36 protein-coding genes are annotated in these 21,909 nt (G+C 34.1%); 10 read left to right on the top strand and 26 right to left on the bottom strand.

The window, feature by feature from the left end; all coding sequences use genetic code 11:
- Window positions 1-215 precede the first annotated feature (215 nt).
- Window positions 216-698, top strand: a complete 483-nt coding sequence (locus tag F933_RS16840) for a hypothetical protein (protein WP_005063429.1) — start codon at window positions 216-218, stop codon at window positions 696-698.
- 51 nt (window positions 699-749) lie between these two features.
- Here F933_RS16840 and F933_RS17180 read toward each other — a convergent pair whose 3' ends face one another.
- Window positions 750-902 carry a hypothetical protein gene (locus F933_RS17180; RefSeq protein WP_155757867.1) on the bottom strand — a complete coding sequence of 51 codons (153 nt, stop codon included), beginning with the start codon at window positions 900-902 and terminating at the stop codon, window positions 750-752.
- 89 nt (window positions 903-991) lie between these two features.
- Window positions 992-1,345, bottom strand: a complete 354-nt coding sequence (locus F933_RS16830; protein ID WP_005063426.1) for a hypothetical protein — start codon at window positions 1,343-1,345, stop codon at window positions 992-994.
- 423 nt (window positions 1,346-1,768) lie between these two features.
- Here F933_RS16830 and F933_RS16825 point away from each other — a divergent pair, with 423 nt between their 5' ends.
- The 3 genes from F933_RS16825 to F933_RS16815 are packed head-to-tail and all read left to right on the top strand — an operon-like array spanning window position 1,769 to window position 3,199.
- Complete coding sequence (locus F933_RS16825) at window positions 1,769-2,026, top strand: hypothetical protein (RefSeq protein WP_005063425.1); 258 nt, start codon at window positions 1,769-1,771, stop codon at window positions 2,024-2,026.
- The gene (locus F933_RS16820) at window positions 2,013-2,600 is read left to right on the top strand and encodes a TetR/AcrR family transcriptional regulator (protein WP_005063424.1); all 588 of its coding nucleotides are present in this window, start codon (window positions 2,013-2,015) and stop codon (window positions 2,598-2,600) included. Before F933_RS16825 ends, F933_RS16820 begins: the two co-directional genes overlap by 14 nt.
- A gap of 11 nt (window positions 2,601-2,611) precedes the next feature.
- The gene (locus F933_RS16815; RefSeq protein WP_005063422.1) at window positions 2,612-3,199 is read left to right on the top strand and encodes a hypothetical protein; all 588 of its coding nucleotides are present in this window, start codon (window positions 2,612-2,614) and stop codon (window positions 3,197-3,199) included.
- 163 nt (window positions 3,200-3,362) lie between these two features.
- Here F933_RS16815 and F933_RS16810 read toward each other — a convergent pair whose 3' ends face one another.
- From F933_RS16810 to F933_RS16780, 7 genes are all read right to left on the bottom strand, one after another.
- Entirely contained in the window at window positions 3,363-3,740 is a 378-nt protein-coding gene (locus tag F933_RS16810; RefSeq protein WP_005063420.1) for a hypothetical protein, read from the bottom strand.
- 1 nt (window position 3,741) lies between these two features.
- The gene (locus F933_RS16805) at window positions 3,742-4,203 is read right to left on the bottom strand and encodes a hypothetical protein (protein WP_005063418.1); all 462 of its coding nucleotides are present in this window, start codon (window positions 4,201-4,203) and stop codon (window positions 3,742-3,744) included.
- 7 nt (window positions 4,204-4,210) lie between these two features.
- On the bottom strand, window positions 4,211-4,690 hold the full coding sequence (locus tag F933_RS16800; RefSeq protein ID WP_005063417.1) for a thermonuclease family protein: 480 nt from the start codon (window positions 4,688-4,690) through the stop codon (window positions 4,211-4,213).
- 341 nt (window positions 4,691-5,031) lie between these two features.
- Window positions 5,032-5,310 carry a hypothetical protein gene (locus F933_RS16795; protein ID WP_005063414.1) on the bottom strand — a complete coding sequence of 93 codons (279 nt, stop codon included), beginning with the start codon at window positions 5,308-5,310 and terminating at the stop codon, window positions 5,032-5,034.
- 144 nt (window positions 5,311-5,454) lie between these two features.
- Window positions 5,455-6,147: a DUF2786 domain-containing protein gene (locus tag F933_RS16790; RefSeq protein ID WP_005063412.1), complete on the bottom strand. Its 693-nt coding sequence runs from the start codon at window positions 6,145-6,147 to the stop codon at window positions 5,455-5,457.
- Between the two features lie 25 nt (window positions 6,148-6,172).
- A complete protein-coding gene (locus F933_RS16785) occupies window positions 6,173-6,865 on the bottom strand; it encodes a recombinase family protein (protein ID WP_005063410.1) in 693 nt (230 codons plus the stop codon).
- A 5-nt stretch (window positions 6,866-6,870) separates the two neighbouring features.
- Window positions 6,871-7,071 carry a hypothetical protein gene (locus F933_RS16780; RefSeq protein ID WP_005063408.1) on the bottom strand — a complete coding sequence of 67 codons (201 nt, stop codon included), beginning with the start codon at window positions 7,069-7,071 and terminating at the stop codon, window positions 6,871-6,873.
- A gap of 270 nt (window positions 7,072-7,341) precedes the next feature.
- Between F933_RS16780 and F933_RS16775 the strand changes: the two genes are divergently transcribed.
- The 6 genes from F933_RS16775 to F933_RS16750 all read left to right on the top strand — a co-directional run bounded on the left by F933_RS16775 (window position 7,342) and on the right by F933_RS16750 (window position 9,605).
- A complete protein-coding gene (locus tag F933_RS16775) occupies window positions 7,342-7,536 on the top strand; it encodes a hypothetical protein (protein ID WP_005063405.1) in 195 nt (64 codons plus the stop codon).
- Between the two features lie 15 nt (window positions 7,537-7,551).
- Window positions 7,552-8,058, top strand: a complete 507-nt coding sequence (locus F933_RS16770; RefSeq protein WP_005063402.1) for a hypothetical protein — start codon at window positions 7,552-7,554, stop codon at window positions 8,056-8,058.
- 4 nt (window positions 8,059-8,062) lie between these two features.
- Complete coding sequence (locus tag F933_RS16765; RefSeq protein WP_005063399.1) at window positions 8,063-8,560, top strand: hypothetical protein; 498 nt, start codon at window positions 8,063-8,065, stop codon at window positions 8,558-8,560.
- 28 nt (window positions 8,561-8,588) lie between these two features.
- On the top strand, window positions 8,589-8,849 hold the full coding sequence (locus F933_RS16760) for a hypothetical protein (RefSeq protein ID WP_005063397.1): 261 nt from the start codon (window positions 8,589-8,591) through the stop codon (window positions 8,847-8,849).
- Between the two features lie 10 nt (window positions 8,850-8,859).
- On the top strand, window positions 8,860-9,189 hold the full coding sequence (locus F933_RS16755) for a hypothetical protein (protein WP_005063394.1): 330 nt from the start codon (window positions 8,860-8,862) through the stop codon (window positions 9,187-9,189).
- 137 nt (window positions 9,190-9,326) lie between these two features.
- A complete protein-coding gene (locus tag F933_RS16750) occupies window positions 9,327-9,605 on the top strand; it encodes a hypothetical protein (protein WP_005063391.1) in 279 nt (92 codons plus the stop codon).
- Window positions 9,606-9,650: 45 nt separating this feature from the next.
- Here F933_RS16750 and F933_RS16745 read toward each other — a convergent pair whose 3' ends face one another.
- From F933_RS16745 to F933_RS16665, 17 genes are all read right to left on the bottom strand, one after another.
- Complete coding sequence (locus F933_RS16745) at window positions 9,651-10,001, bottom strand: hypothetical protein (RefSeq protein WP_005063388.1); 351 nt, start codon at window positions 9,999-10,001, stop codon at window positions 9,651-9,653.
- Between the two features lie 8 nt (window positions 10,002-10,009).
- Window positions 10,010-10,273 (bottom strand): hypothetical protein, encoded by a 264-nt coding sequence (locus tag F933_RS16740; protein WP_005063387.1) that lies wholly within the window; start codon window positions 10,271-10,273, stop codon window positions 10,010-10,012.
- Between the two features lie 403 nt (window positions 10,274-10,676).
- Window positions 10,677-11,126, bottom strand: a complete 450-nt coding sequence (locus tag F933_RS16735; protein WP_005063384.1) for a hypothetical protein — start codon at window positions 11,124-11,126, stop codon at window positions 10,677-10,679.
- A 9-nt stretch (window positions 11,127-11,135) separates the two neighbouring features.
- Window positions 11,136-11,654 carry a hypothetical protein gene (locus F933_RS16730; protein ID WP_005063382.1) on the bottom strand — a complete coding sequence of 173 codons (519 nt, stop codon included), beginning with the start codon at window positions 11,652-11,654 and terminating at the stop codon, window positions 11,136-11,138.
- A 40-nt stretch (window positions 11,655-11,694) separates the two neighbouring features.
- Window positions 11,695-13,017 carry a ParB/RepB/Spo0J family partition protein gene (locus F933_RS16725; protein ID WP_005063379.1) on the bottom strand — a complete coding sequence of 441 codons (1,323 nt, stop codon included), beginning with the start codon at window positions 13,015-13,017 and terminating at the stop codon, window positions 11,695-11,697.
- Between the two features lie 5 nt (window positions 13,018-13,022).
- Complete coding sequence (locus F933_RS16720; protein ID WP_005063377.1) at window positions 13,023-13,787, bottom strand: ParA family protein; 765 nt, start codon at window positions 13,785-13,787, stop codon at window positions 13,023-13,025.
- 120 nt (window positions 13,788-13,907) lie between these two features.
- On the bottom strand, window positions 13,908-14,222 hold the full coding sequence (locus tag F933_RS16715; RefSeq protein ID WP_005063374.1) for a hypothetical protein: 315 nt from the start codon (window positions 14,220-14,222) through the stop codon (window positions 13,908-13,910).
- 9 nt (window positions 14,223-14,231) lie between these two features.
- Window positions 14,232-14,873, bottom strand: a complete 642-nt coding sequence (locus F933_RS16710; RefSeq protein ID WP_005063371.1) for a hypothetical protein — start codon at window positions 14,871-14,873, stop codon at window positions 14,232-14,234.
- A gap of 4 nt (window positions 14,874-14,877) precedes the next feature.
- Window positions 14,878-15,390: a hypothetical protein gene (locus F933_RS16705; RefSeq protein ID WP_005063370.1), complete on the bottom strand. Its 513-nt coding sequence runs from the start codon at window positions 15,388-15,390 to the stop codon at window positions 14,878-14,880.
- Window positions 15,391-15,440: 50 nt separating this feature from the next.
- On the bottom strand, window positions 15,441-15,635 hold the full coding sequence (locus F933_RS16700; protein ID WP_005063368.1) for a hypothetical protein: 195 nt from the start codon (window positions 15,633-15,635) through the stop codon (window positions 15,441-15,443).
- A 500-nt stretch (window positions 15,636-16,135) separates the two neighbouring features.
- The gene (locus tag F933_RS16695; RefSeq protein ID WP_005063365.1) at window positions 16,136-16,510 is read right to left on the bottom strand and encodes a hypothetical protein; all 375 of its coding nucleotides are present in this window, start codon (window positions 16,508-16,510) and stop codon (window positions 16,136-16,138) included.
- A gap of 99 nt (window positions 16,511-16,609) precedes the next feature.
- Complete coding sequence (locus tag F933_RS16690) at window positions 16,610-16,993, bottom strand: type II toxin-antitoxin system HicB family antitoxin (RefSeq protein ID WP_005063362.1); 384 nt, start codon at window positions 16,991-16,993, stop codon at window positions 16,610-16,612.
- Between the two features lie 32 nt (window positions 16,994-17,025).
- Window positions 17,026-17,532 (bottom strand): hypothetical protein, encoded by a 507-nt coding sequence (locus tag F933_RS16685; protein WP_005063359.1) that lies wholly within the window; start codon window positions 17,530-17,532, stop codon window positions 17,026-17,028.
- Between the two features lie 9 nt (window positions 17,533-17,541).
- On the bottom strand, window positions 17,542-18,732 hold the full coding sequence (locus F933_RS16680; RefSeq protein WP_005063358.1) for a DUF1173 domain-containing protein: 1,191 nt from the start codon (window positions 18,730-18,732) through the stop codon (window positions 17,542-17,544).
- Between the two features lie 2 nt (window positions 18,733-18,734).
- Complete coding sequence (locus tag F933_RS16675) at window positions 18,735-19,901, bottom strand: zeta toxin family protein (protein WP_005063357.1); 1,167 nt, start codon at window positions 19,899-19,901, stop codon at window positions 18,735-18,737.
- Complete coding sequence (locus F933_RS16670; RefSeq protein ID WP_005063356.1) at window positions 19,891-20,151, bottom strand: hypothetical protein; 261 nt, start codon at window positions 20,149-20,151, stop codon at window positions 19,891-19,893. Before F933_RS16670 ends, F933_RS16675 begins: the two co-directional genes overlap by 11 nt.
- A gap of 257 nt (window positions 20,152-20,408) precedes the next feature.
- Window positions 20,409-21,746 carry a replication initiation protein gene (locus F933_RS16665; protein ID WP_005063352.1) on the bottom strand — a complete coding sequence of 446 codons (1,338 nt, stop codon included), beginning with the start codon at window positions 21,744-21,746 and terminating at the stop codon, window positions 20,409-20,411.
- Between the last annotated feature and the right edge of the window lie 163 nt (window positions 21,747-21,909).

Here is a 21,909-nt window from a genome sequence, read left to right as displayed (position 1 = left end):
GACTCCAAGCCTTTCGGCATTTCGGTTTAGGAGTCTTTATTATATATAACCTAGGTTATATTTGCAACTATCTATGTTGAAAATATATACAATTTCTCTCTTCTATATAAGATCATTAAGCCTGAAAATTTAGTTTAATTATTCTTGCCAAAATAGGCACATGTGCCTAAACTAAACATAGGCAATTGTGCCTATGTTTAGTTTAGGATGCCAACATGCAACCATCAGTTACACCATCAATTGTCAGAATATTTGAAAATGACATTGAAATTGGTTCGATACCTAAAGAGTTGTATTTGAACATTCAAAAATCAGCTTATAAAGATTGGGGACTTTATCTTTTTCAAGCCCTTAATATTTTATGGCTTACTTTCAAGTGGTTTTTAAAATCGGCATTACTTATACCTGTTTTGTGGTTTATCTGTGCTTTATTATTTGCTTTAATTGATCAATCTGAAATTACTAAATTTTTATCTATAATTCAAACAAATAGCCCTCTTGAAAACACCACCCTTTTTGTCACATCTTCATTTTTGACGTTCATTTTCTGCCTCATGGCAACTTTCATTACCATGACTACAATGGGTTTTAATAACTTTGGATATATCAATAAATTTGATCAGAAAATACATAGGATTATCCGTAGCTTTCTTGAAGTGCCAACAATGGGTGCTATCACTATAAAATTTGAAAATTAAAATGAACAATAGAGAAAAGTATTTGCTATTGTTGGCGAATAATCAACTTAGTCAAGCTGATAGTGCAGCCTTAATATGCCAACAAACACAAAGACCATGTTCCGTGCGAACAGTACGATCTTGGGTTAATGATCCAACCAAGCCCAGCTCTAGGCCATGTCCTGATTGGGCAATCACAGCACTGGAAAATGCTTTATTGAACACACGCTGACAGGCTATATATACAAATTTTGTAATAAAAAGCCCATATCAAACGATATGAGCTTTTGAAGTTGCGTTAACGCAACTGTCAATTATTCCCATTTTTCAACCCCATCAATAGCAATATCTTCTGTAGGCTCTACTTTTCGCACAATATAATTAATATTTTTTGGAAACCAGTAACAATCCCAGTCTAAGTAAACGTAAAAGTTACCTTTCTCAATACTATCTTTCTCGATAGCAAGAACTGTAAACCCTTTTAGTAAGTGACCATAACCATTGATTACCTCAATGGTATCTCCCACTTCAATATCCCCAAAAGGTAACTTTGTAACATCTGTTAGTTCAGACAATCTTTGTACTGGAAATGAATGTTTCCCCTTTTCAACCCAGGTTAAAAACTCTTTTTTATGCTCTAACTTAGTTGCTAGAAATTTAGATTGCATTTTCTGACTCCAAGCCTTTCGGCATTTGTTGGTTGAGATTAGATTATATATAACCTAGGTTATATATGCAAGTATATAAACCCTTAAAAAACAATAACTTAAATATTATTTTCAACACACTTTTTATTATATTTCCTCAATAGAATCAATGGCTTGAACCTCGCACCGTAGTAACCTGTAGGCGGTGTCTACCGCCACAGTCGGGATATTAAAATTCAGAAACTTCCTACTCCCTAATGACCAAATCCCTCAAGTCGCTGTAACGTGGTGGCAGCAAAGCAAATTGGTGGGGGCAATAAAAATCTGTGATTTTTTGCAGCACACTCCAATTTGTGACATGAACCAATAAAAACGACAAAAGTTAGAATAATGCTTTACATGTATTTTTGACAAAAATACCATTTGCTTAAAGGAGACTCACTCATGAACCCTAAAGTTAGTTTTGATGCCTGGAAACAGCAAGTAATAGAACATTTAAAAAATAGCTTGGGAGAAGAATATTCTAATCAGGAAAACCTAAATTTCTTAATTAGAAGCGATAAATCCCTACTTTCTGACTATGAAGATGACTATTCACCTCTTTTGTGTGCTCAGCTTATATGGGTTGACAACAACCTACAGTTTGAACAAGGCCGTGAGATTTCTCTTATTTCTAATGAAGGTTATAATGAACGAAGTTGAATTAGATAAAAATTTCAAATCTAGTAAGGAAAAAGCAATTTTAGAGACAGCTTACAATTTGTTTAAAAGACAAGATTATTTCCGAATTGGCATAGATCGGATCATAGAAGAAGCTGTAGTCGCCAAAATGACCTTTTATAAATACTTTCCATCCAAACACCAGCTGATACTAGAATGCCTAAAATATGAGATTTGGATCATTCAAAACACACTTAACACACGTATCTCTTCTGCCAGGCCAAACGGCACTATGGCTTGTCTACAAACGATTTATCAATGGCACCTAGAACAATTGTCAGAACTTGACTATCGTGGCAATCTCATTGTGAAAGCTTCAATAGAGTTATCACATCTCCCTGAAGCTAGACTAATTATTGCAGTATATAATTCATGGCTCTTTGATCTTATATCTATCCTACTGGAAGATCTGCACATTACAGATAAGACACTACCACAAGTTATCTTTAATTTATTATCAGGAATCTTATTACCAACTTCCTTATATGTTCCATGCTGGTCAGATATAGAATATATGATCACAACTGTTCAAACTATTAAACATCCAATTAACTAAAGGGTTTAGTTATGATTACGATTCATATTGATCTAAGTAAGGCTACAAAAGAGGAAGTAGACAGCTATTTGGCTTCTGATCTCTATAATGTCTTAATGTCGTGTCAGCCTATTCCTGTTCCTGAAAACTGGACTAAAGGCCAATATTTTACGGTAAAAACAACTAATCCGCCTTTTGATGCTAACAGTAATAAATTTGAATACGCTGAACAGGAACAATCTCCTATAGAGCCTATGGAACAATTCAATCCTCATGTGTATATGCTTAATGAGCATGGTGAGAAAATTATATTAATTAATCATCCATTAGATGAGGTGTACCTAGTTGATGAGATTCCAAGTAATGTTACTGGTGGGATATTGCCATACCAAGAATTTGAAGTCAGAAAGGCAATGATTGTTATGCTTGTTGGACAGCATTTAGAGAAGCCAGTTGGTTTTCTTAAACAAAATTTTAAGAAAGCCAACAATGCTACACAATCTCAACTAGATTTTCAAAACCTAGTTAATAGCTCACCTGAGCATAAGGCTGCATTAAGACGAATTATTAGCATATTGCCGAAAGATTGTAAGTCCATCTTGGCTAGATATGCAGAATAACCGTATTGCTTAAAGGTGGGTATATGTCCTCATATCTTGTTCTATTTATTGATGATATGACTATCCACACTACAAATGCCTTGATGATACTTTTTGGCGCAATTGTATAGACGATAAAAATTCTTACATGAATCAGTTTGTATTTATGAATCAGAAGCAGACGCTATTCAATCAATTTGATACCAGCTTTCTTAATAGAATAGTTCATAGCAACGTGAAGCAACGACACTCCATCCTTATCAGCAACGTATATGTAAGGGGCTTTATACTCTTCCAACATAGTAAAGAAATTCATCAATTCTTTTTTATCCTTGAGAGAATATGTATCCCAACTATCATCAGGAACATCGTAAGTTGTCACACAAGTATTCACATCAAACTTATTCGCTAACTCATCACCAGCAGCAGCAATAAATAGAAGTTCATTCTTATTCATAAATTTTTTTGCGTAGAACTCTCTAAGTTTGTTCAGAATAAATGAAATTAAAGAAAATCCCAAAAACACATAAAGTAAAGTGACTAGAACCTTAATAAATAGCATATTATTTCACTCCCTCATCAGTATCACGAAAATCAACATTAACCAACTGGCCGTGAAAGACTTCCCGATCTTTTGAATTAATCCGATGAAAATAACCAACTATTGAATTATTTTTTTCGTTCACGAAAAGAACACTTTCCTTAGAATTAAATGGAATATCTTTATAACGATGATGTTCAAATATTAGAGGATCATTGATAACAATTTCTGCTTCTTTAGCCATGCTTGAAAGTGGTATCTTGCGTCCATCAGCCCATGAAATATAAACATAAACCTTGAACCCTAGCTGCTCCAGCTGAACAGCTTTCTTTTTAATGATAAACATCCCTAAATACTTCAAAGGTGTTAAAGAAGGATAATTCCGCATCAAAAATTTTATTAGAAACCATGCAATTGCAATAGCCATCCCAATAGGAAAACCAATATCAAAACAGGAACCTAAAAAGGTCAAAAAATCTGTCATTTACACTCTACTTTTGACTATTCATTCTGCGCCACTGTTCAGGCGAAATATTATTTGCATCATGCCACATACCCAACTTTTGCTGTTGAGCGTAGGATTCAAGGTTAATCATAACACTGTCATTCAAATACTGTCTGTATGCCCAAGCATAGCCATGACGCACCATGAGCCGATTCACATTGTCATTTCCTTTAAGGACTGTACCAATAACACGCCCGTAACGATCTTGGCCTTGTTCCTGAATAAGAACAGGCTGATTAAAAACAAAATCAGACATTACTTGCTTTGCTTTTTGACCAAAAGGCTGTTTGAGTTCAGGCGCATCAATATTTGCCAGCCTGACTTTATATTGAGTATTACTGTCTGTAAGGACAGTGATAGTATCACCATCATGCACACCCACCACTCTACCAACAAAATCAGCATGTGCTAAACCATAACTTGCCAACCATACCAACAAAGATGCAGAAATATTTTTAATATCCAAGATTACACCTACTATCAAATACCTAACCAATATTTTACTACTTAAAAATCCATCAAACTTGGGAAAAATCGACAAAGGTTTTAAGTTAATTTTTATACTCGGTTTTCTGAGGGTTTGCTGAATTTAGTGCATTGTTTTCCAATTCCTAAGCTTAAACCCTCGTACTCAACTCTCACTTGTTGCGTCACCGCAACTCATTTAGTCTTGTCTTTTGGTAATGTATCTCTCTTAACCAACCAAACTCTAATCTCTTCAAGCCAGTTGTCAGTTTCACTAATTAATTAGAGTGAATAAATGTTAAATCAGTGGCTTAGGACTTTCCACAAATAAGCAGTATTAAACTATTCTCCATAATCATAAGTAAAATCAGAAATTACAGCACTTAAAATTTTAACTGCAAAGTCTACTACCTCATTCTCATTGGAGAAAAATTTAGGAGTTACATAAGGCAATATGTGAGGGTTTGATATACCTTCAAAATTTTCAAAATCCTTGTCACACCAATTGTTTTCAACAAACCAACGACCATCTTTACATTCAGAAATAAGAATTTCCTTTAAATCCTTGCCAATATGTTCATGGTTGATTGTTTTAAAAATTTCATGGGTATTAATTTTCATAAATCATCACTCTAATCTATTTGTGTAAAATCTCGTTTATTGATAGAACTCACACCAGCCTGTATCATTACAAACATTCTCAATATTCAATATCTTATAATCAGGAAATATTTAATATAATCCTTTTAATTGCGTCAAGGCAACTTAATTTAATTCAATTCGTTCTATCGTATTTAAACTAGGCACATCATCTTTATTTACAGCATGAAACAAATTTACAGTTTCACCTTTTAAATAACCCTGTCGCCTAGCCTCATTTAACTTATTTTTATTTCTATGTTCTATTTCAGAGAAACCAAATGTATTCAAATTTAATTTAGTATTCTCATATTTTTTCAAAAGCTCCTGTAAGTCTGTATTAGGATTTAATCTCTCGCATTTATTACGCACAGAATTAATCCAACCCAAACAAAAACTTTTAGATAATGCTCTTTTACTTTTTAGTTTTGTATTACCATGTAATGTAGCCATATATTCTTTTTTAGCCTGCATTAAAATAGGCTCTAACACTTCATAGCTATACACTGCAATATCAGTATTAGGACTAATACCATAAAAAACAAACTGTTTATTTTTCGTATTCTTAATATAAAAACCACATTCAAATACATCAGCAACCATTTGAGCAAGTCTAACTTCAACCATCTTTTTCCTTATATGATTTGTCTGATAGTAATGCTCATTTATATCTGACAACTGTACATCTAACTCAGTTAAGTTGTACTTGATCATCAATGTCTGAACTTGCCTTAACGCTGCTGCTGCTTCAAATTCATTAGAGCTTTTGGTTAATGCAAGACATTTTTTCAATCGCCTTAACACATCATCTAAGTTCATTGTGTGACTCCAAGCCTTACGGCATCTAGGTTTTAGATTTTTTTTGAGCTAATTTCTTAAGCTCATTTTCGTAACGCAACTTAAGACACTCTTGTCTTAATTTAACCAGGCTTTCATCCTTATACGCTACTCGCCAAGCTGTCGATCTACTTATTGAGTACCTGGCTTGTATCTCTGCATAGCTTGATTGCTTTAGAATAATTTTGGTTAAAATATTCTTTCGCACTCTTAAAGATAATGCAGTTTTTCTACCTTGATAAAGATCAGGTTTTGCTTCTCTTGCAGCCTTAATACCCTCCTTTTGTCTTACCTTTAATTGCTTTTTAAAAAAATCAGAAAATGCAGCAAATATATTTGCGTTTAATTCATCATAAGGATTTTCAATAGTAGGACTTAAATATATTCTTTCCTCAACAAAATGAATTGACACACCCTTACTTTTAATTTCTTCAATAAGAGATAATAATCTTAAGTTTTTCCTACTTAATCTATCAAAACTTGCAAAATAAGCAGTATCACCCGATTTTAAATAGTCCATGAACTTTATTAATTCAGGTCTATCTTTATCCTCTTTATCACCTTGTACCTTTTCAAAAAAAACTTTATCAAGCCCAAGGTTCTTAAAAGTTTCTAACTGCCTATCAAGATTTTGATCCTCAGAAGATACCCTTGCATAACCAACTTTAAAACCACGTGGTTCATTATCTTCTTTCTTCATAGCAATTATAAATTAATAGGCAAACTCTTATTATCTACATGGAATAAATTTGGATTAGTTTGCTGGATATTACCTATGCATGTTGAACATACCCAAATACCTAATTGCTGTGTCACGTTATTTTTGCTTTCACACAACGTACAAGGACGTGGAAAAACAATAACATCATTCGCTTTGCTGAATTTAGCCTGGCTTAAATTGCTCATAAACAACCCTCTTAAAATAAAAAGATGAACCCTAATGCTACATTGTTTCATATATTTTTCATCGACTCAAATGAAACATTGTTAAACGACACAATTGCTGTCATTTTGATCAAACATTAACGTAAAAAATTGTTTCATATAGGTATACCCTATTGCGACATAGCCATGTAGATAGTATCATACACAAAAAACACACCACCATTATTTAGTTAAAAAATAATGGTGCTGCAAAATTAATTAAGTTTCGTCAACGCAACAGTTGGAAATTCAATGAAAACAAATACTAATCAAGATTTAACAGGTCAAATGAAAAATGAATTTGCACCAGTTGAACTATCTCTAAGTGGTTTAATTCCTAAGAATTACACTGAGTACCGTTTTTTCCATTGTCGTATGTGCGGAGAAAAAATTGATCAAAAACAAGAGTCAATTATTAACCACAGTATGCTTTGTACTGGCTACTAAATTTTAGAGTTTTTTATGGCTGATTTAGACACTATTACAGATAGAATTAACAAGAAAATTCACTCACATGATGATCTTGTTGTCATCGCTTCAAAATGGGTAAAGAACAGGCTTAATTTCCCTGTAGTGGCTACAGAGTTAAAATGTATTGGTAGCCGTGAAATACCGGACGTTCTAGCTTTTAGGGCGCAAACAAGCTTAATTATTGAATGTAAAACCAGTTTATCGGATTTCAGGAAAGATTTTGCTAAACCTGAGCGCAATGGCTCACAAGTAGGGGTAGGGAACTATAGACTCTATTGTGCTCCAGCTGGCCTGATCTCCATTGATCGTATTCCTGAATCATGGGGCTTGTTAGAAGTTGATCACGAAGGAAAGGTTGCCCTGGTTAAATTCAAACAAGGTAATATTTACCACAACAATGAGTCACCTGATCATTACAAATTGAATGATTCTTTCTACCACGATTCTGACATGAAGAAAGAACGTGCATTTCTATATTCCATTTTAATTCGGAAATAATCCAATGACTAAAGATATATTTTTGACAAGCAAGCTACTAAACCCTTTTAATTTACCTCAGCAAGATAAACCAGGTCACCAAATTATGTTTGGTACACCTAGATATGGAAAATCCATAATTATTGAGGAACTAGCCAAGAACAATCCTAATATTGTTATTCTTGATGTTAGTGAGAAAGAGCAGAAAGAACATCAAGAGGAAAGGAAGTTGGAACAAGAAGCAGACGCAAAACGATTATTGGCCGTGAAAGAAACTTTTTGGTCTCATACCAAGGACGATGCTCAAACTATTGACTCATTGAAATACATACTATTAGAAACTTTCAATTTTGGTGAAACTGAACCAAGTCTTGAACAATTAAAAGCCTTTTTCATGTCATTTGATGACTACATCATAGGCCAAATCATCAGTTGGGGAATTGATGATACGGAAGTAAGACAGTCAATTTATGAGTATTCAAATGAAATACAAGAGCAACTAATGTCTGAAATATTCGGTTAACTTCTCACCAAAAAAGGTATTTTTAAAAATGAATCAACTAAATGTCGTAGATAAAAATCAATCCCTCAAACACTTCTTTATTTCATACTCAAGTATTGAGGGTTCATTAGAAAATCTAAATCGTATTGAGCTACTTGAAAGATTGGGTGAATTTAATGAGGGTGAAAAAGAAGCAGCTGAAAGTTATTCACCCAATGATATTTTTATAGCTGTAGCTTCCGCTGCCACTGGCATACCTGAACATGAATTTCTTGTGTACGCATTAGATTTCTTTGGTCACAATAATTAAAGGGGAAATGATGGCTGCTTTTGTGTTTGATCCCGAAACATTCGTTTCAAAAGGTCACGGTTCCGATGATGGTGATTGGCCTGTTGAGTACCGCCAAAATATTTCTAAACTCCGTGAGTTTTACCCTGAAATTTCTCACTGGGGAGATTTAGCAATTGGTTCTGCTTTTGGCTCATTTTCACAAGATGTTCTTGAAGTTAACTGGGCTGAATGGATGCTTGAAAGTCGGGATGAAGGTTTTTTAAATTATTGTTGTTGGGTGCAAACTATAGGAAGTTGGTCATACGGCTTAGATGGTGAGAAACTAGATCAAGATATGGTTTGGAAATCTAAGCTATAGAACAAAACACAATATATAGTATCGGTCGTTATACGGATCTCCACTATATATTGTGTTTATGCTAAAAGAGTAGGGCATAGCAAATCACTAACTACTTATAAAGCACTCTCACACATCTACTAAAACAAGGTGAATATATGCAATTTAACGGACGGCTAAACACTGAAACAAAGCGTTTATTAGAAGATATGGACAATATTGAAGAATGGGGGGATATGAAATTAGAGCTTGTTATATTTTCACATAAGGGGTTCTATTCGGCTGCATTGCGAAATATTAGTAGAACTCCCTATTCAAGCTTTGGTCATTTGAATGATAGTCAGGGAGTCTGGCGATTTACTGACAAAGAAAAAGGCATTCGCACCATTAGAAAACACACTCAAAGAATACCTATTACATTTGAATTAGGTGCATAAAGTTGTGTAGAAAACATTGCTAAATGCAATGTTTTTTACACCAGTTCAAAAAACACCTTTAATTCTTTCAGGATCACAAATCGAAAAAAAGTGTTCTCCAATTTCATCATTCACACGTTTTTTTTCAGCTGGATCATCCCATACAGCAAACGTATCTAATATCTCAATCACCAAAGTTTTATATTCTTTTTGGTGTACCTGATCCTGGCTCATATTTTCCTGATCAATCAATTCATGAATACTTTTTCCATGTGCATATTCATCATGTTTTGAAACTGCAAAGTTGACCATCTTTTTACAATCACTATTTTCTCTTAGGCTATTTACTTCACCATCTGAACAATAACTTTCAGTACAAAAAGCAATCGCTAGTATAAAAGCAAAAAATTTAGCCATAAAGCACTCTATACACATTTGGCTAAATAGTTAGCCCCATTTAAGTAAAATGGCTTTTCAGCTATAATTGCTTTTTCGATTTCTCTAAGACTATAATTTTTAGTCACTTTTACGGTGAGTGGTTGTTTTATAGCAATGTACTCTACATTATTATAATAAAATGCCTCACCATTTTTTATGGCTTTTTTAATACTTATTACCTTATCCACATATAACAACACAAGACCTAAAATTCCAGTAAAAAAAGCAAAAACAATTAGATCGTATATCATTTTTTTACTCCATATTAAACTTGCAAAACTGTCTGTATTACGTGCTGTACATGATTTTATCATGAACTTGTCATAACAGCTTCCCTTTACATTCCCATTTGTAACAATTGACTACCCCTATCTCGTCATTTGCTTTGCTGCCACCACGTTAAAGCGACTTAAGGGATTTGGTCATTAGGGAGTAGGAAGTTTCTGAATTTTAATATCCCGACTGTGGCGGTAGACACCGCCTACAGGCTTCTATAGGCCGTAATTCATGATCTAGCTTCAAGTGTATAGATGCTATTATCTATGTTTCCAGGCTTTTTTATTTGAATCGAGTATAGTCATTCTTATCTATACTGAAGGCAAAAAAATAGTAAGCAAGAAATGGATAAATCACTCCTTGCTTACCTTAAAATTATTACAGTGTAGCAAGTAAATCTGTTAGAAAATTAGCTTGCAGCTGCACATAAGATTTATATGAAGCTGTATTTTCTCGTTCAGCAAACTCAGGCATAAACTCCGGATCACTGGATAACAACAATCTGTTTGCAACAAAGTAATCCAGGTATTCTTTTGCAAAAGCTGATTTGTGTATCATGCTAATGTTTTTATAAATACTTTCCTGTTGATCCAGTGGAAATTGCTCTATTGCCAGCATGATCGAGTTAAAATCAGGATAGGTACTCACCAGCTCTTGAATATTCAGCAAAGCTTTAAATTTATAGAAAGGAACAACCAAAGCCTTAGCATCGTGTCCAGCTGAACGTACTGACTCAATATAAGTTGCTAATTGATTTTCATTTGTAAAATACTGTTCCTGAAATTCATTGTTTACAATTACAGCTATCACGTCTTGTTGCGTTGACATAAAAATCTCCTACAAGCTTTCTTTGACTTGGAAAAACATTTTTTCACCCTGTAGGCTATGTTCAAAATCCAATGCCTGATTTTCTGTCATCCTAACTGGTGAAAAGTGTAGATACTTATGCGTTGCTATAAAAACATAGTATTTTGAGTCCTTATTTCTCCCTAATACCAGCAAAGCATTTTCTTTGGACAATCCAATCAATGTTTCCCAAGGATTAACACCTGATTCGATAAACAGTTTATTTTCGATCTCAGCAATATTTCCCAGCATTGCAAGTTTCGCTTTTTGTAGCCTTTTGAGTCTTAAAAAGCTTTTAAAGCAGATACTAAAAATGATCAAACCAATGACTATCCCTAGAAAAAGATTGCCGATAGAATAATCGTTCAAATTTGCCAACGGTGCCAGCAAACACCCAAAAACACCCAATACAATTCCTGAAAATCCATAAAGAAGTGCTTTCTTTCCTGGTTTAATAAAGTCTAAATCTTCTAATTTCTGCTTGTCGTATAGGCTAATGTATCTATTCATAAAACACCTAAAAGGCGGTCAAATTGACCGCCCATACTTACTAAATTAAATCTTCTTGATTGATCAGATAATTTATCTCTTCATCATTCAATGCCGATGGTGATACAAAACCTACGCTTTGAAATGATACTAGGATTTGACTAACTTCCTCCAATAAATTTGGATATTCGCCAATTTCCGACCAATTAAGAGCCGTTGACTTACCTGCAAAACTTTTCAACATTACCTTGCTTAGTTTTGCTTCATTTTCATCTTCACTTTCGGTTGCCATTTCATATAAATGGCGATAACCCACAAGAGCACCGCTTGCATATTCTTTTTTCAATCCAGCACTCAATTTTTCTTTAGACGTTTGTTTGTCTTTCGGTGCCGGCTTTTCTCCATCTCCGTTTTTATCGTTAATAACGATCTTCACATAATCATTTGGTTCGATTTTATGAACATCTTCTTTTGTATCTTGTGAAGTTTCAGAATCCGTTTCAGCCAATTTAAAGCTGTCTGTATCATTGACCTGATTTGTCTCAATATCAGCAATTAACTTAGCTGCTTCGGCACCATTATTTTGTTCTTCATGCTCTATGGCAATGTTAGTAGCTTCAAGATCACCATCCTTTGTTTCGTTACTTTCAATGACAACAGGTGTAACTGCATCTTTTAACCATTTACGGCTTTGAGCTAAACTCACCACCCTTGTATCACTATCTTTATTCTCAAATAAAAACGCATCAATGGTTAACTTTAGTTTATCTGCATGTTCCTTATAAAGTTTTTCAACATTCAATATAACTTCAACATTTGATAATACACCCTCATTGATCAGTGATTTAACATAGTCTGACACTTCTGCAATTTTCAAGTGACGTGATACCCAAGTCTTATCCTTGCCTAGTTGCTCACAAATCTCTTTCGGTGTAATGCCAGTTTCATCTACCTCTTCCTTTAACCGTGTTGCAATTTCAATTGCACTCAACCCCTTACGCTGAATGTTTTCAACCAGCTTACCCATACGACCAAAGTTATTGTCAATCACCGCACGAACATGAGCACCGTTTGGGTTCTCCGGCATATTATCTTTTAACCACCGGATTGCACGTACACGGCTTGATCCGAAATTAGAAAAATACTTTCCTTTCTGTTCCGGATTATCACGCACAGAAATTGGCTGTAACTGTTTGTTTGTAGCTATAGACAGTGCCAGTTCGATAATTTCTGATTCATTGTATTCTTTGCGCGGGTTATCCGGATCTTCTTGCACATCATCAATAGGCAGAAGATGAATTTTTTCACCAGCTAAATTATTCGTGTGGAGTTTTGACACAGCACCTTTTAGTGCATCTAATCCTTTTTTCTTAGGTTCGTTCATCGTGATTACACTCCAATCTTGTCAAAAATAGCATTATTCAGTTGGCGAACCAGTTTTCCAGTTTTTGCGCCATTTTTCACTCTCCATACTGGAACACCAGTATGATTCGCTAGTTTCACATGCGTTCTTAGTGGAATATATGCACCATCACCAAACATATAACTTCCATATTCTTCTGTGACTGTTTTTAGCTGCTCACGATCAAAGCTACTTCTTAGGTCTACCAAATTAGGAATAAAACCCAAGAATTGAATTGATTCATTAATTGTTTGAATTTCTGCAATTCTTTCAATTAGAGTTGCGAATCCAGTATATGAATAATTATCTAACTGGAACGGACTTAAGATAAAGTCTGAAATTAAGAATGAGTAGTTCTGTAGCTTTCCGCTTGTTGGCGGTGTGTCGATCAAACAAAGATCAAAATATTTACTCGCTTCAACAATGTTTTCTACCAGCGTTTCAAGGTTTTCAACTTCCAGCTCTTCTAGGTCATCAGTACCCTTAAAAAGAACGAAATATTTATCACCAGTACAGCAACTTGCAAAATCAATTTTTTGCGTAAAAATATCAATTGTTTTAAAAACATTGGTAGCATAAGCTTCAAGGCTATCACCAGCATTACCTTGTGGGTCATTATCAACAAACAATAGTTTCAATTCTTTTTCTAAAGCAGAATGAGCCAAATGTGTGCTAATAAAAGTTTTGCCCACACCACCTTTACGATTGCTAACTACTAATTTTTTCATAGGATTAACCTTGTTTGATTTCATTTTTCCTCACTCCCTACCTTTCGGTATCTAGTCTTTAATATACACAATTTACACACCTTTTGCAAGTCGCAAGCAAAAAAAAGTTGCGTTAACGCAACTCTAAAAATATAGCTTCACTGATTACCATGTTGATCGCAACAACAAGAAACCAATAGTCATAACGCCTATAAAGTAAAGATGGTTTTTCGCCATGTTCTTAAATCCTGAATGCCACTCAATCAACACCTGTACTGATCTTGTCGCCAAATACAATCCTATAAACACCAATGCTGCAAAGTTCTCTATATCATAGATCATCACACTGATCATACATAACGCTAGAACCCAGGTTACAATCGTTAGAAATAAATAAATTGGATTGCGATTCAAGTCAAAATGCAACACCTCTTCTTCTTCATCGAATGGTTTAAATATTAACCAGTTATGTAAAGACATATATAAATCCTAAATCTTATCTTCTGAATCAAGCATCCCATTTTCAGCTTTTTCTTTATAATATCTTTCTTTATGATGCTCAATCTGAGCATAAAATATTGCATCATCCAATTGCTTATTTCTAATATAGTAAAAAATCCTAGTTAATATATAGTAAACAAGACTACTTAAACAAATTATTGATATAGGCTTAGATAGAACAATCCTAAAATCCGTAAGAGGAAAATTTCCATAGTTATGCAACATGAAAGCCAAAGACAATCCAAAAATGAACAGTGCAACATGACTTGAAATATAGAGATTATTGTGACTAATTCTCAATGAGGCTAAGTCACTATAACCATCCACCGCTACTAAATTACTTAACACATTCAAACTCATTCGTTTTTCTAATGCAGCCAAAAAATTCTTAAATGCATAAAAACAGATTAAAAAACAAGCACTGAATGTTAAAAGATACCCATAATAACCTTGGAAGCGTGGAAGCTCATGCTTGAAAATAAACAGATATTCCAAGTAGAAAAGAAAACAACTAAATACAGCAAAATACATCCAAAATGATATTTTCGTAACTTTATTCAATGGCTCAAAAAACATTTTTTGTCTTTTTAGCTTTTCTTCTGCTTCATTTACATCTAATGGCGTTGTCACTATTTTATTCCTCATTTTTCTTTTTACTTTTATTCCAGTATTCGAGTGCCTTTGTAATTAATAAGGCAACTTCTTCTTTGATTTCAGTGCTCAGCTCGTTATTTTCCTGAATATCCTCTACGGCATTAAAACGATCTGCGAACTCATCAAAAATCAACTCAGCAGCTAAATCAAACGGATTTTTAAACTGATTGTAATCCTGGGCATGTTCAGCACGTTTCAATAGGAAATCATCATTCTCAGGCTCCGGACAATCAACCCCAGCTTCTCCTACGTCACCAGTATACCCAATACTTCGTAAATAGGCAGTTGCATCTTCTTTTGATCGCCAGGTCTTTACTTCACCATTTTCATTTTTTAAAGATCGTGATGAATGCTGAAATTTTGAATTAAAAAAAAACCATAACGACAACTCGCCATTATTGCTTTCTTTTTCATAATGAAACTTAACGTATTCTAAAGCACCATCAGCCATTAGTGATTGCAGTTGTTTTTCTTGAAGAACAAACTGAGACATAATCTTTCACCCTTATTTATCATCATTGCAGTATATAACCATGTTCTTGATTATTTCACTAGATTCAAATGCTTATTAACAATAGGGAATAAATTTGCTTTTTTTGCATATAAAAAAAGTGAATGAGAAATCTTAATTTTTTTGCGTTTACTTCCACATGATGCAAAGTAAATACTATGACCATTCCCATGTGCTTCAATTAAGAATCCAGGCTTTAACGATAACAACTCTTTTAAACTATTCATCACGACTCCAAGCCTTTCGGCATTTCATATACATAAATATAACCTAGGTTATATAATAATCTTACTTCACCTTCCAAATTAATGCAAACTATATTTCCTATTTCATCCTGTAGCAACCTGTAGGCGGTGTCTACCGCCACAGTCGGGATATTAAAATTCAGAAACTTCCTACTCCCTAATGACCAAATCCCTTAAGTCGCTGTAACGTGGTGTCAACCGAACAAAATTTCGGGGTCAATAAAAATCTGTGATTTTTTGAAGAACACTAAATTTTGTGACTGTAAGCATATAAACAATGCTCTTAAAAATTTAAATTTTTTAAAATGATTATGATGCCTGTGGAGCTTGTGGGCAAAGCCATTCCCTGTGTGTAACCTTGTGGTAAATACCAACGGTTTTTCCACAATGGTTATGCACAGATTAGGAATGTGCGGTCGCTTGCGATTGTCCATAAATCCACAGGCAAAAAAACCATAATATGATTAGATGATAGCCTATGATCAATTACCTTTTTCATAAGCTATCAGTTTCACCAGGTAAAAAATAAGTTTTTCATGCAGCGTTATGTAAAACTTAGCATATAGCCCACTTATATTTCCCATCAAGTAGAGATCACTGACCTCAACCATTTCAGGTTCATTCATGTAAACAGATACATGCTTCATTTCTTCTGAATTGAGAATATAGGTAGCAAAATACCGATTTAAGCCATTTTCCTTTAAATAACCTATTTGGTCATTTAAAGCTTCCAACACGTCTTTTCCAATAATAATTTCAAGACTATGAAGATCTTCATGAACTCCATTTGTCTGAATAATTTCGGAAGAGAACGCCCAAAAATTAAAGTGTTTTTTCATCATCTTACTCAAAGCCATTAGCTTTACCCCTTAATTATACACAAAAAACACACCTTTTAAAAAGGTTTTTTATAACTATTTTATTTATTTGCTTATTTTAGCCAAAAGTTTCACCGTTCACTTAATCTGAGTTTGCCTCTTCATATCTTCCCAAATCAGTTCAGACACATAGTTGCTCTTATTCAAACTCCTATCATCCATCCATTTTAGTTGATTAACAGGAATCGTCATGTTTACACGCTCAACCCTATATTTAGCCAGGCTTGAATCAATTTCAATAAAAATAACACCTGGTTCATCCAGTTCTAAATCCGGATCAGGAAGTGGATTACCACTTTTAGCTATCTCTGTAATTTTTAGAACCATTTGATCTTTGATTTTCCGGATACCTTCCGGAACGCTTTCAGCTTCAACATGCAAATTGAAATCTTTAGAATGGAATGAAAGCGTTCCATGTTCTTTTCTTTTAATTACAGGATAAATTAAATTCATTTTTAACATAAGAATAAATACACAAAAAACACACTCATATATTAATAGTCTTTTGCTAATTTCTCAATAGCTTCAAGCATACCAAGAACAATTCCTCTCTTATGGTTTATACTATTTTTAATATTTGTTGGATTATGTCCACTCATTGCACAAATATCTCGAACTGTAATATTCATACCTGTTTTTTCTAAATGTTTCTTATTCAAAAGTTCTTTTGCTTCACTGAATCTTATTGCTAATTTATAGTCATCTAATTCGTGATAAACACCTGCCCTATATTCATTAAATGAAAAGGGGTCATTTTTACTACCAGTATTCTCTTTTAGAACCCTGGTGAACCTATTGATCACAATTTTTTCATCAACACTACTTAACGCCTTAAAGAGTTCAGTATCTTCATGTGATTTTCCTGAAGATACATCAGCTCTAAATTTTTCAATAATTTCTTTCTCTTTTGCAGTGTCATTTTTCTCACCATATTGAATATGATTAGATATTTTAAAAACAGCTTCCAAACGACCACTCGTGAAAGTATAAGAAATTTTCAATTACACACCTCATTCAAGATTTTTGCTAGGCAAACTAGGCATTGCATTATCAACAAACCACTGCCAACTCGCATAATCACTCTCTTCTATCATCTGTTCGATCCCTTGAGCGTATGACTGGCTCTCGCTTTCACTATATGGGATGATATACATTGCAGTAGGTTTTGGTTCCGTGTCTACAGCAACAAGAGAAGCTAACGGCTTATTAGATGGTAAGTTATAGCGCAATCCTTTTATAAATTGCCGGCTATTATCTATCATTTCTTCAATTAATTCATACTCATATTTACTTTCAAAAGGAATCCATTGCTTATTAACAAGCATAAAAGATATTTCTTGAATCAAAGGTAAATCACTCGCTGTTTTTAGAACAGTACAAATAAACATCAAATGACCTTGATCCCCATACATATTCCACAAACCCAACTCTCGTTCAAAACGTTTATTTATTCTGTTATGAACATCCTCATTCATAAAAAAATGATAGTCAGGGCAATGTTTAGCAACCAGTTTATAGTCATAACGTGCTTTTTCAATTGACTTAACCTCACCAATAACTATCATCAAATTCTGAGCACTTAAATTTGATAATTGCTCATGTCGTCTTGCTGCTATATCCTTTTTAATATCAATATTATAAGTTTCAGGTATATATAATGTAGATGCTAAATCTTGTCTTTTTGCTGTTTTGTCTGATGCAGCCCTCAACAATTGTTTCCTTACAGAATACCAGTTCGTTGCTTTTTCTTTAGGCTGATAATAATTCAGCCTACCCTCTTCATATAAATAATGTAATAACCCACGTAAAGTAAGTTTTTTCCCATCTGTTGCAACACTATCATGTTCTTTACCTGTAGGCGGTGGTGGTGCTTTACCTCCCCTTTTTGATAAAGCAAAATCAAACTTCAAAGCAACTGATCCATCTTCCGGATTTTCTTGAATAGCCTGTCCTAAAACTTCTCCCAGCCCTGAGAGTTCATGTGGCGGTTCATAACTTACACATCCAGGGTTATGTGATCCGCCAGTATTCGGCATTCTCTTTAAAATATATGAGTTATTCACTTTTGCTATGTACAACGGTACACCGCCATTTACACACAAACATAACGGCCTTTGGCGTTCGTTATAAGCTTGGCGTAAAATTTCTTGAATATTTTCTGCATCTGATTCAACTTCCATTCCACTAATTCTAATTAACATAGTTACCTCGTAAGTTCATGGTCTAAATCTTGTTGCTGGTTTTGCTGCTGAGCTACTTCTTGCTGCTCTTGCATTTGTTGGGCTTCTTTGTGCTCTAATATTTGGTAACTACCTTGCCCACTATGATTAATAAAAAGTTGCTGGCCTATTTCCAGTTCTTGATTATTACTATCTTGTAATCTGTCACGATCATATTTAATTGCTGTATAACGATTAATCTGCATAAGAACATGGTTTTCGTCTTGGCTTACAACATGGCCTTGTTGCAAACCCTTATATAAATCCGGTGTTTTAACGATCAGCTTACTTAAGTCTTTTTCCACGACCTTATCTTTATTTAAAAACTGTTCCTTAGATGATTCTTTTTCAGCAATGGTCTGATCAATTTCACCTTTCGGTGCTTTAAGTGAATTTTTCATGTGTACCAGCTGTTCCCAGGCCACTTGATTATATTGATATTCACTTGTAGCCAATGGCTTATTTGTTTCAAACTTAAAAGTATTCTCAGCATCTATGGATTTAAACCAGGTTTTTTTATCAGGGTTCAATTCATTATTATATACTTCATTACCAACTCGATCATAAACTTTGACTTTATCCGCATCATTATGTTCTTCCGAAATTGCTAGAATTGATTCAACATTTTTTGAATCAAAATCTTTAAATCCTTTATGATCACCAAAACCTAAGTTACCTTTTTGATCTTCATATTGAGTATTATTCCTGATCAAACTATGCTCATGCGGAGTTGCCATAGCCCTGACTTCAACCTGATAGCCATTATCATGTAACTTTTCACTTACTTCTTTGAAATCGTAAGGATTTTCACTTTTTTCATTGATAACAACATTATGTTTATTTTCGATAGCTTTATCTAAAACCTTGTCAGATAAATATTTCGCTTCTTTTACTGAGTCTTTTGATGCCTTAATGTCATTATCTTTAACATTATTTAAATAATTTTCAGTAAACCCTTTATAATAGTTTTCACCTATTAATACACTTCCACCACGCCTTGAAAGTTCATCTTGTGCCTGTAATGCAAGAACCTCTTTCCCCGATCCTTCCTCTCCAACAGTTATAATCGCAATCGGATGTTCTTGCTGAATACAATGAGCACTTGAAAGATTAACAAGACCTTTAATAAAATTATCAAAATTATCTCGCATCTAAAATTCCTCCCATTTTAATTGAAATATCGTGATATATATTCCTTAAAGTTTGAGTGTCTTGTTGACTTAAATTCGCTTGCAATTCGCTTAATGATCTAAAATCATCTACAATCTTCTCTTTTGGATTTTCAACATACTTTTCCAATAAAACACCTTGGTAAATTGAAATAGCGTATTGAATATTTGTAAGTAAATAAAATCTACGATCAAACTCTCTGCGTTCTAATTCATCAAAAGCTAATAACATAAATAACTCCTTTAACTACATTATAAAGGTTATCTTTTAAGCACAATTAAACTTTAAACAACAAAAGTTTAATTGTTGCGTTGACGCAACTTAGACAACAACAAAAGCTACAAGCTCACCAACAATCAAATTATATAACTTGTTAATTAACAACATAAATTCATTCTAAACTTAGAGTTGTAATTGATCATTACCTGCCACTTTGATATAATGCTCAGTAATAGATAAGGCACTAAATAGCCTAAGCATAAGATTGTTTAAGGTATCTTTGAATAATAATTAAGTATAGTTTTCTCATTTAACCATTCAAATTTTAAATTTTTAAAAGTTAAGCTCAAGAAGGTTTTAAAAAATACTCCGAAATGGGCTGGGTTGGTATGCCTAGCGGCTAATACCTGATTTGGGCTAGTGTCACACGAACTTAAAACATTATTAATGCCCTCGCTCTGCTCGGACTTTATGCACTTCGCTCCGCTTCGTGCTTTTTTGTCCGCAAGTGCGGATTTGCGTAAATTATTTATATCATTGAAACTTAATAATTTAATGCGTAATAGCCCTTTTGTGTACCGGACGACACTGCGGTACGAAATATTGACCTTTTCAGCTATTTGCTTAAGTGAAACACCTTGGCGGAACAATAGCTTTGTCATTCTCCTGGCTTCTTCATATTTTGCAGATCTATTGGTTCCACCTTTTGAGCCTTTGATTCGCTGTCTTTCCACGAATTGTCTATGACACTCTGCATGATTGCGCCAACAATACTTACTAATTGATTTAGCAATATGTGTGCATTCTTTGTAATCCATCGGATTTATGTAATATGAGTTTTTTTCCTGCACCAGTTTTAATACATGATCAAACCAATGATTGAATAGCAGTCCAGCATTATTTTTAAAATCCCTTATATCTTTATAAGCCAGGTGACGTACTGAGTGAAATATTTCATCATTACGACCGTTAATAGCACTTTCATCATTTTGAGCTTTCTGTGGCACCTCAAACGGTGTTAAACCTGTTGTTAGCTCTAATTTAGAAGCTAGGTCTTTTAAGTGATAAGCTTCTGTGCGATATGTTGATGTTCTCCATTCCTCAGAACATGGGTTTTTCCCAACCACACCATTGTATCTTTCATCCCCCCCTAGCTCTCTAGTCAAGGCTTTTTCGACAGCATTGTAATAGTTCTGTGCTTTTAATGAGCTACGCTCTGTAAAACTAACTGCATCAATTAGTTCATACACGAAATGAGCGTGTCCATTTTTTCTATTTTCAATTATCAGGTTCGGAGCTGGTAGATGCGGAGACTCATAGAGCCAATCGGTGACTGCACCAGGACGATCTATGTCAATTAATATGTATTTTTTCCAATTTGGATGGTTAAACTGAATATATTTTTTCTTAACTGCTTCTATTTTCCGATTAATTTTTAATCCCTCAACATCAAATCCGTTTGAGTGATATGGTTTATCGGGTAGATTATTATAAAATCGTTTGAGAACAATGGTTAATGAATCATTGCTTGCAAGTGCTAAGCTATTATTTGCCATTCCGAACATGGTTTTATCCTGTTGTAACCAACCAGGACAGCCTTCATGCATCGAAATACACTTGCGAAAAGAAAAAACCGCATGTATTATTGCTTAAGTACATTACAAGTCTGAACGCCAATTCTATAACTTGTATGTTAGTCCTGATATGGGTGCCATCCCAAATTTAAGGTTTTAGTTTCCGCTGAAACCGATTAAAGCCCAAGTTTTCCAG

This window comes from Acinetobacter beijerinckii CIP 110307 (assembly GCF_000369005.1).
GTDB classification, from domain to species: domain Bacteria; phylum Pseudomonadota; class Gammaproteobacteria; order Pseudomonadales; family Moraxellaceae; genus Acinetobacter; species Acinetobacter beijerinckii.
This window is presented reverse-complemented; position numbering and strand designations above follow the sequence as displayed.

What these genes read in the sequence shown, in the direction of transcription:
- F933_RS16840 (WP_005063429.1), top strand. Translation starts at nt 216, where the DNA reads ATGCAACCATCAGTTACACCATCAATTGTCAGAATATTTGAAAATGAC.
- F933_RS16830 (WP_005063426.1), bottom strand. Translation starts at nt 1,345, where the DNA reads ATGCAATCTAAATTTCTAGCAACTAAGTTAGAGCATAAAAAAGAGTTT.
- F933_RS16825 (WP_005063425.1), top strand. Translation starts at nt 1,769, where the DNA reads ATGAACCCTAAAGTTAGTTTTGATGCCTGGAAACAGCAAGTAATAGAA.
- F933_RS16820 (WP_005063424.1), top strand. Translation starts at nt 2,013, where the DNA reads ATGAACGAAGTTGAATTAGATAAAAATTTCAAATCTAGTAAGGAAAAA.
- F933_RS16815 (WP_005063422.1), top strand. Translation starts at nt 2,612, where the DNA reads ATGATTACGATTCATATTGATCTAAGTAAGGCTACAAAAGAGGAAGTA.
- F933_RS16810 (WP_005063420.1), bottom strand. Translation starts at nt 3,740, where the DNA reads ATGCTATTTATTAAGGTTCTAGTCACTTTACTTTATGTGTTTTTGGGA.
- F933_RS16805 (WP_005063418.1), bottom strand. Translation starts at nt 4,203, where the DNA reads ATGACAGATTTTTTGACCTTTTTAGGTTCCTGTTTTGATATTGGTTTT.
- F933_RS16795 (WP_005063414.1), bottom strand. Translation starts at nt 5,310, where the DNA reads ATGAAAATTAATACCCATGAAATTTTTAAAACAATCAACCATGAACAT.
- F933_RS16790 (WP_005063412.1), bottom strand. Translation starts at nt 6,147, where the DNA reads ATGAACTTAGATGATGTGTTAAGGCGATTGAAAAAATGTCTTGCATTA.
- F933_RS16785 (WP_005063410.1), bottom strand. Translation starts at nt 6,865, where the DNA reads ATGAAGAAAGAAGATAATGAACCACGTGGTTTTAAAGTTGGTTATGCA.
- F933_RS16780 (WP_005063408.1), bottom strand. Translation starts at nt 7,071, where the DNA reads ATGAGCAATTTAAGCCAGGCTAAATTCAGCAAAGCGAATGATGTTATT.
- F933_RS16775 (WP_005063405.1), top strand. Translation starts at nt 7,342, where the DNA reads ATGAAAACAAATACTAATCAAGATTTAACAGGTCAAATGAAAAATGAA.
- F933_RS16770 (WP_005063402.1), top strand. Translation starts at nt 7,552, where the DNA reads ATGGCTGATTTAGACACTATTACAGATAGAATTAACAAGAAAATTCAC.
- F933_RS16765 (WP_005063399.1), top strand. Translation starts at nt 8,063, where the DNA reads ATGACTAAAGATATATTTTTGACAAGCAAGCTACTAAACCCTTTTAAT.
- F933_RS16760 (WP_005063397.1), top strand. Translation starts at nt 8,589, where the DNA reads ATGAATCAACTAAATGTCGTAGATAAAAATCAATCCCTCAAACACTTC.
- F933_RS16755 (WP_005063394.1), top strand. Translation starts at nt 8,860, where the DNA reads ATGGCTGCTTTTGTGTTTGATCCCGAAACATTCGTTTCAAAAGGTCAC.
- F933_RS16750 (WP_005063391.1), top strand. Translation starts at nt 9,327, where the DNA reads ATGCAATTTAACGGACGGCTAAACACTGAAACAAAGCGTTTATTAGAA.
- F933_RS16745 (WP_005063388.1), bottom strand. Translation starts at nt 10,001, where the DNA reads ATGGCTAAATTTTTTGCTTTTATACTAGCGATTGCTTTTTGTACTGAA.
- F933_RS16740 (WP_005063387.1), bottom strand. Translation starts at nt 10,273, where the DNA reads ATGATATACGATCTAATTGTTTTTGCTTTTTTTACTGGAATTTTAGGT.
- F933_RS16735 (WP_005063384.1), bottom strand. Translation starts at nt 11,126, where the DNA reads ATGTCAACGCAACAAGACGTGATAGCTGTAATTGTAAACAATGAATTT.
- F933_RS16730 (WP_005063382.1), bottom strand. Translation starts at nt 11,654, where the DNA reads ATGAATAGATACATTAGCCTATACGACAAGCAGAAATTAGAAGATTTA.
- F933_RS16725 (WP_005063379.1), bottom strand. Translation starts at nt 13,017, where the DNA reads ATGAACGAACCTAAGAAAAAAGGATTAGATGCACTAAAAGGTGCTGTG.
- F933_RS16720 (WP_005063377.1), bottom strand. Translation starts at nt 13,787, where the DNA reads ATGAAATCAAACAAGGTTAATCCTATGAAAAAATTAGTAGTTAGCAAT.
- F933_RS16715 (WP_005063374.1), bottom strand. Translation starts at nt 14,222, where the DNA reads ATGTCTTTACATAACTGGTTAATATTTAAACCATTCGATGAAGAAGAA.
- F933_RS16705 (WP_005063370.1), bottom strand. Translation starts at nt 15,390, where the DNA reads ATGTCTCAGTTTGTTCTTCAAGAAAAACAACTGCAATCACTAATGGCT.
- F933_RS16700 (WP_005063368.1), bottom strand. Translation starts at nt 15,635, where the DNA reads ATGAATAGTTTAAAAGAGTTGTTATCGTTAAAGCCTGGATTCTTAATT.
- F933_RS16695 (WP_005063365.1), bottom strand. Translation starts at nt 16,510, where the DNA reads ATGGCTTTGAGTAAGATGATGAAAAAACACTTTAATTTTTGGGCGTTC.
- F933_RS16690 (WP_005063362.1), bottom strand. Translation starts at nt 16,993, where the DNA reads ATGTTAAAAATGAATTTAATTTATCCTGTAATTAAAAGAAAAGAACAT.
- F933_RS16680 (WP_005063358.1), bottom strand. Translation starts at nt 18,732, where the DNA reads ATGTTAATTAGAATTAGTGGAATGGAAGTTGAATCAGATGCAGAAAAT.
- F933_RS16675 (WP_005063357.1), bottom strand. Translation starts at nt 19,901, where the DNA reads ATGCGAGATAATTTTGATAATTTTATTAAAGGTCTTGTTAATCTTTCA.
- F933_RS16670 (WP_005063356.1), bottom strand. Translation starts at nt 20,151, where the DNA reads ATGTTATTAGCTTTTGATGAATTAGAACGCAGAGAGTTTGATCGTAGA.
- F933_RS16665 (WP_005063352.1), bottom strand. Translation starts at nt 21,746, where the DNA reads ATGCATGAAGGCTGTCCTGGTTGGTTACAACAGGATAAAACCATGTTC.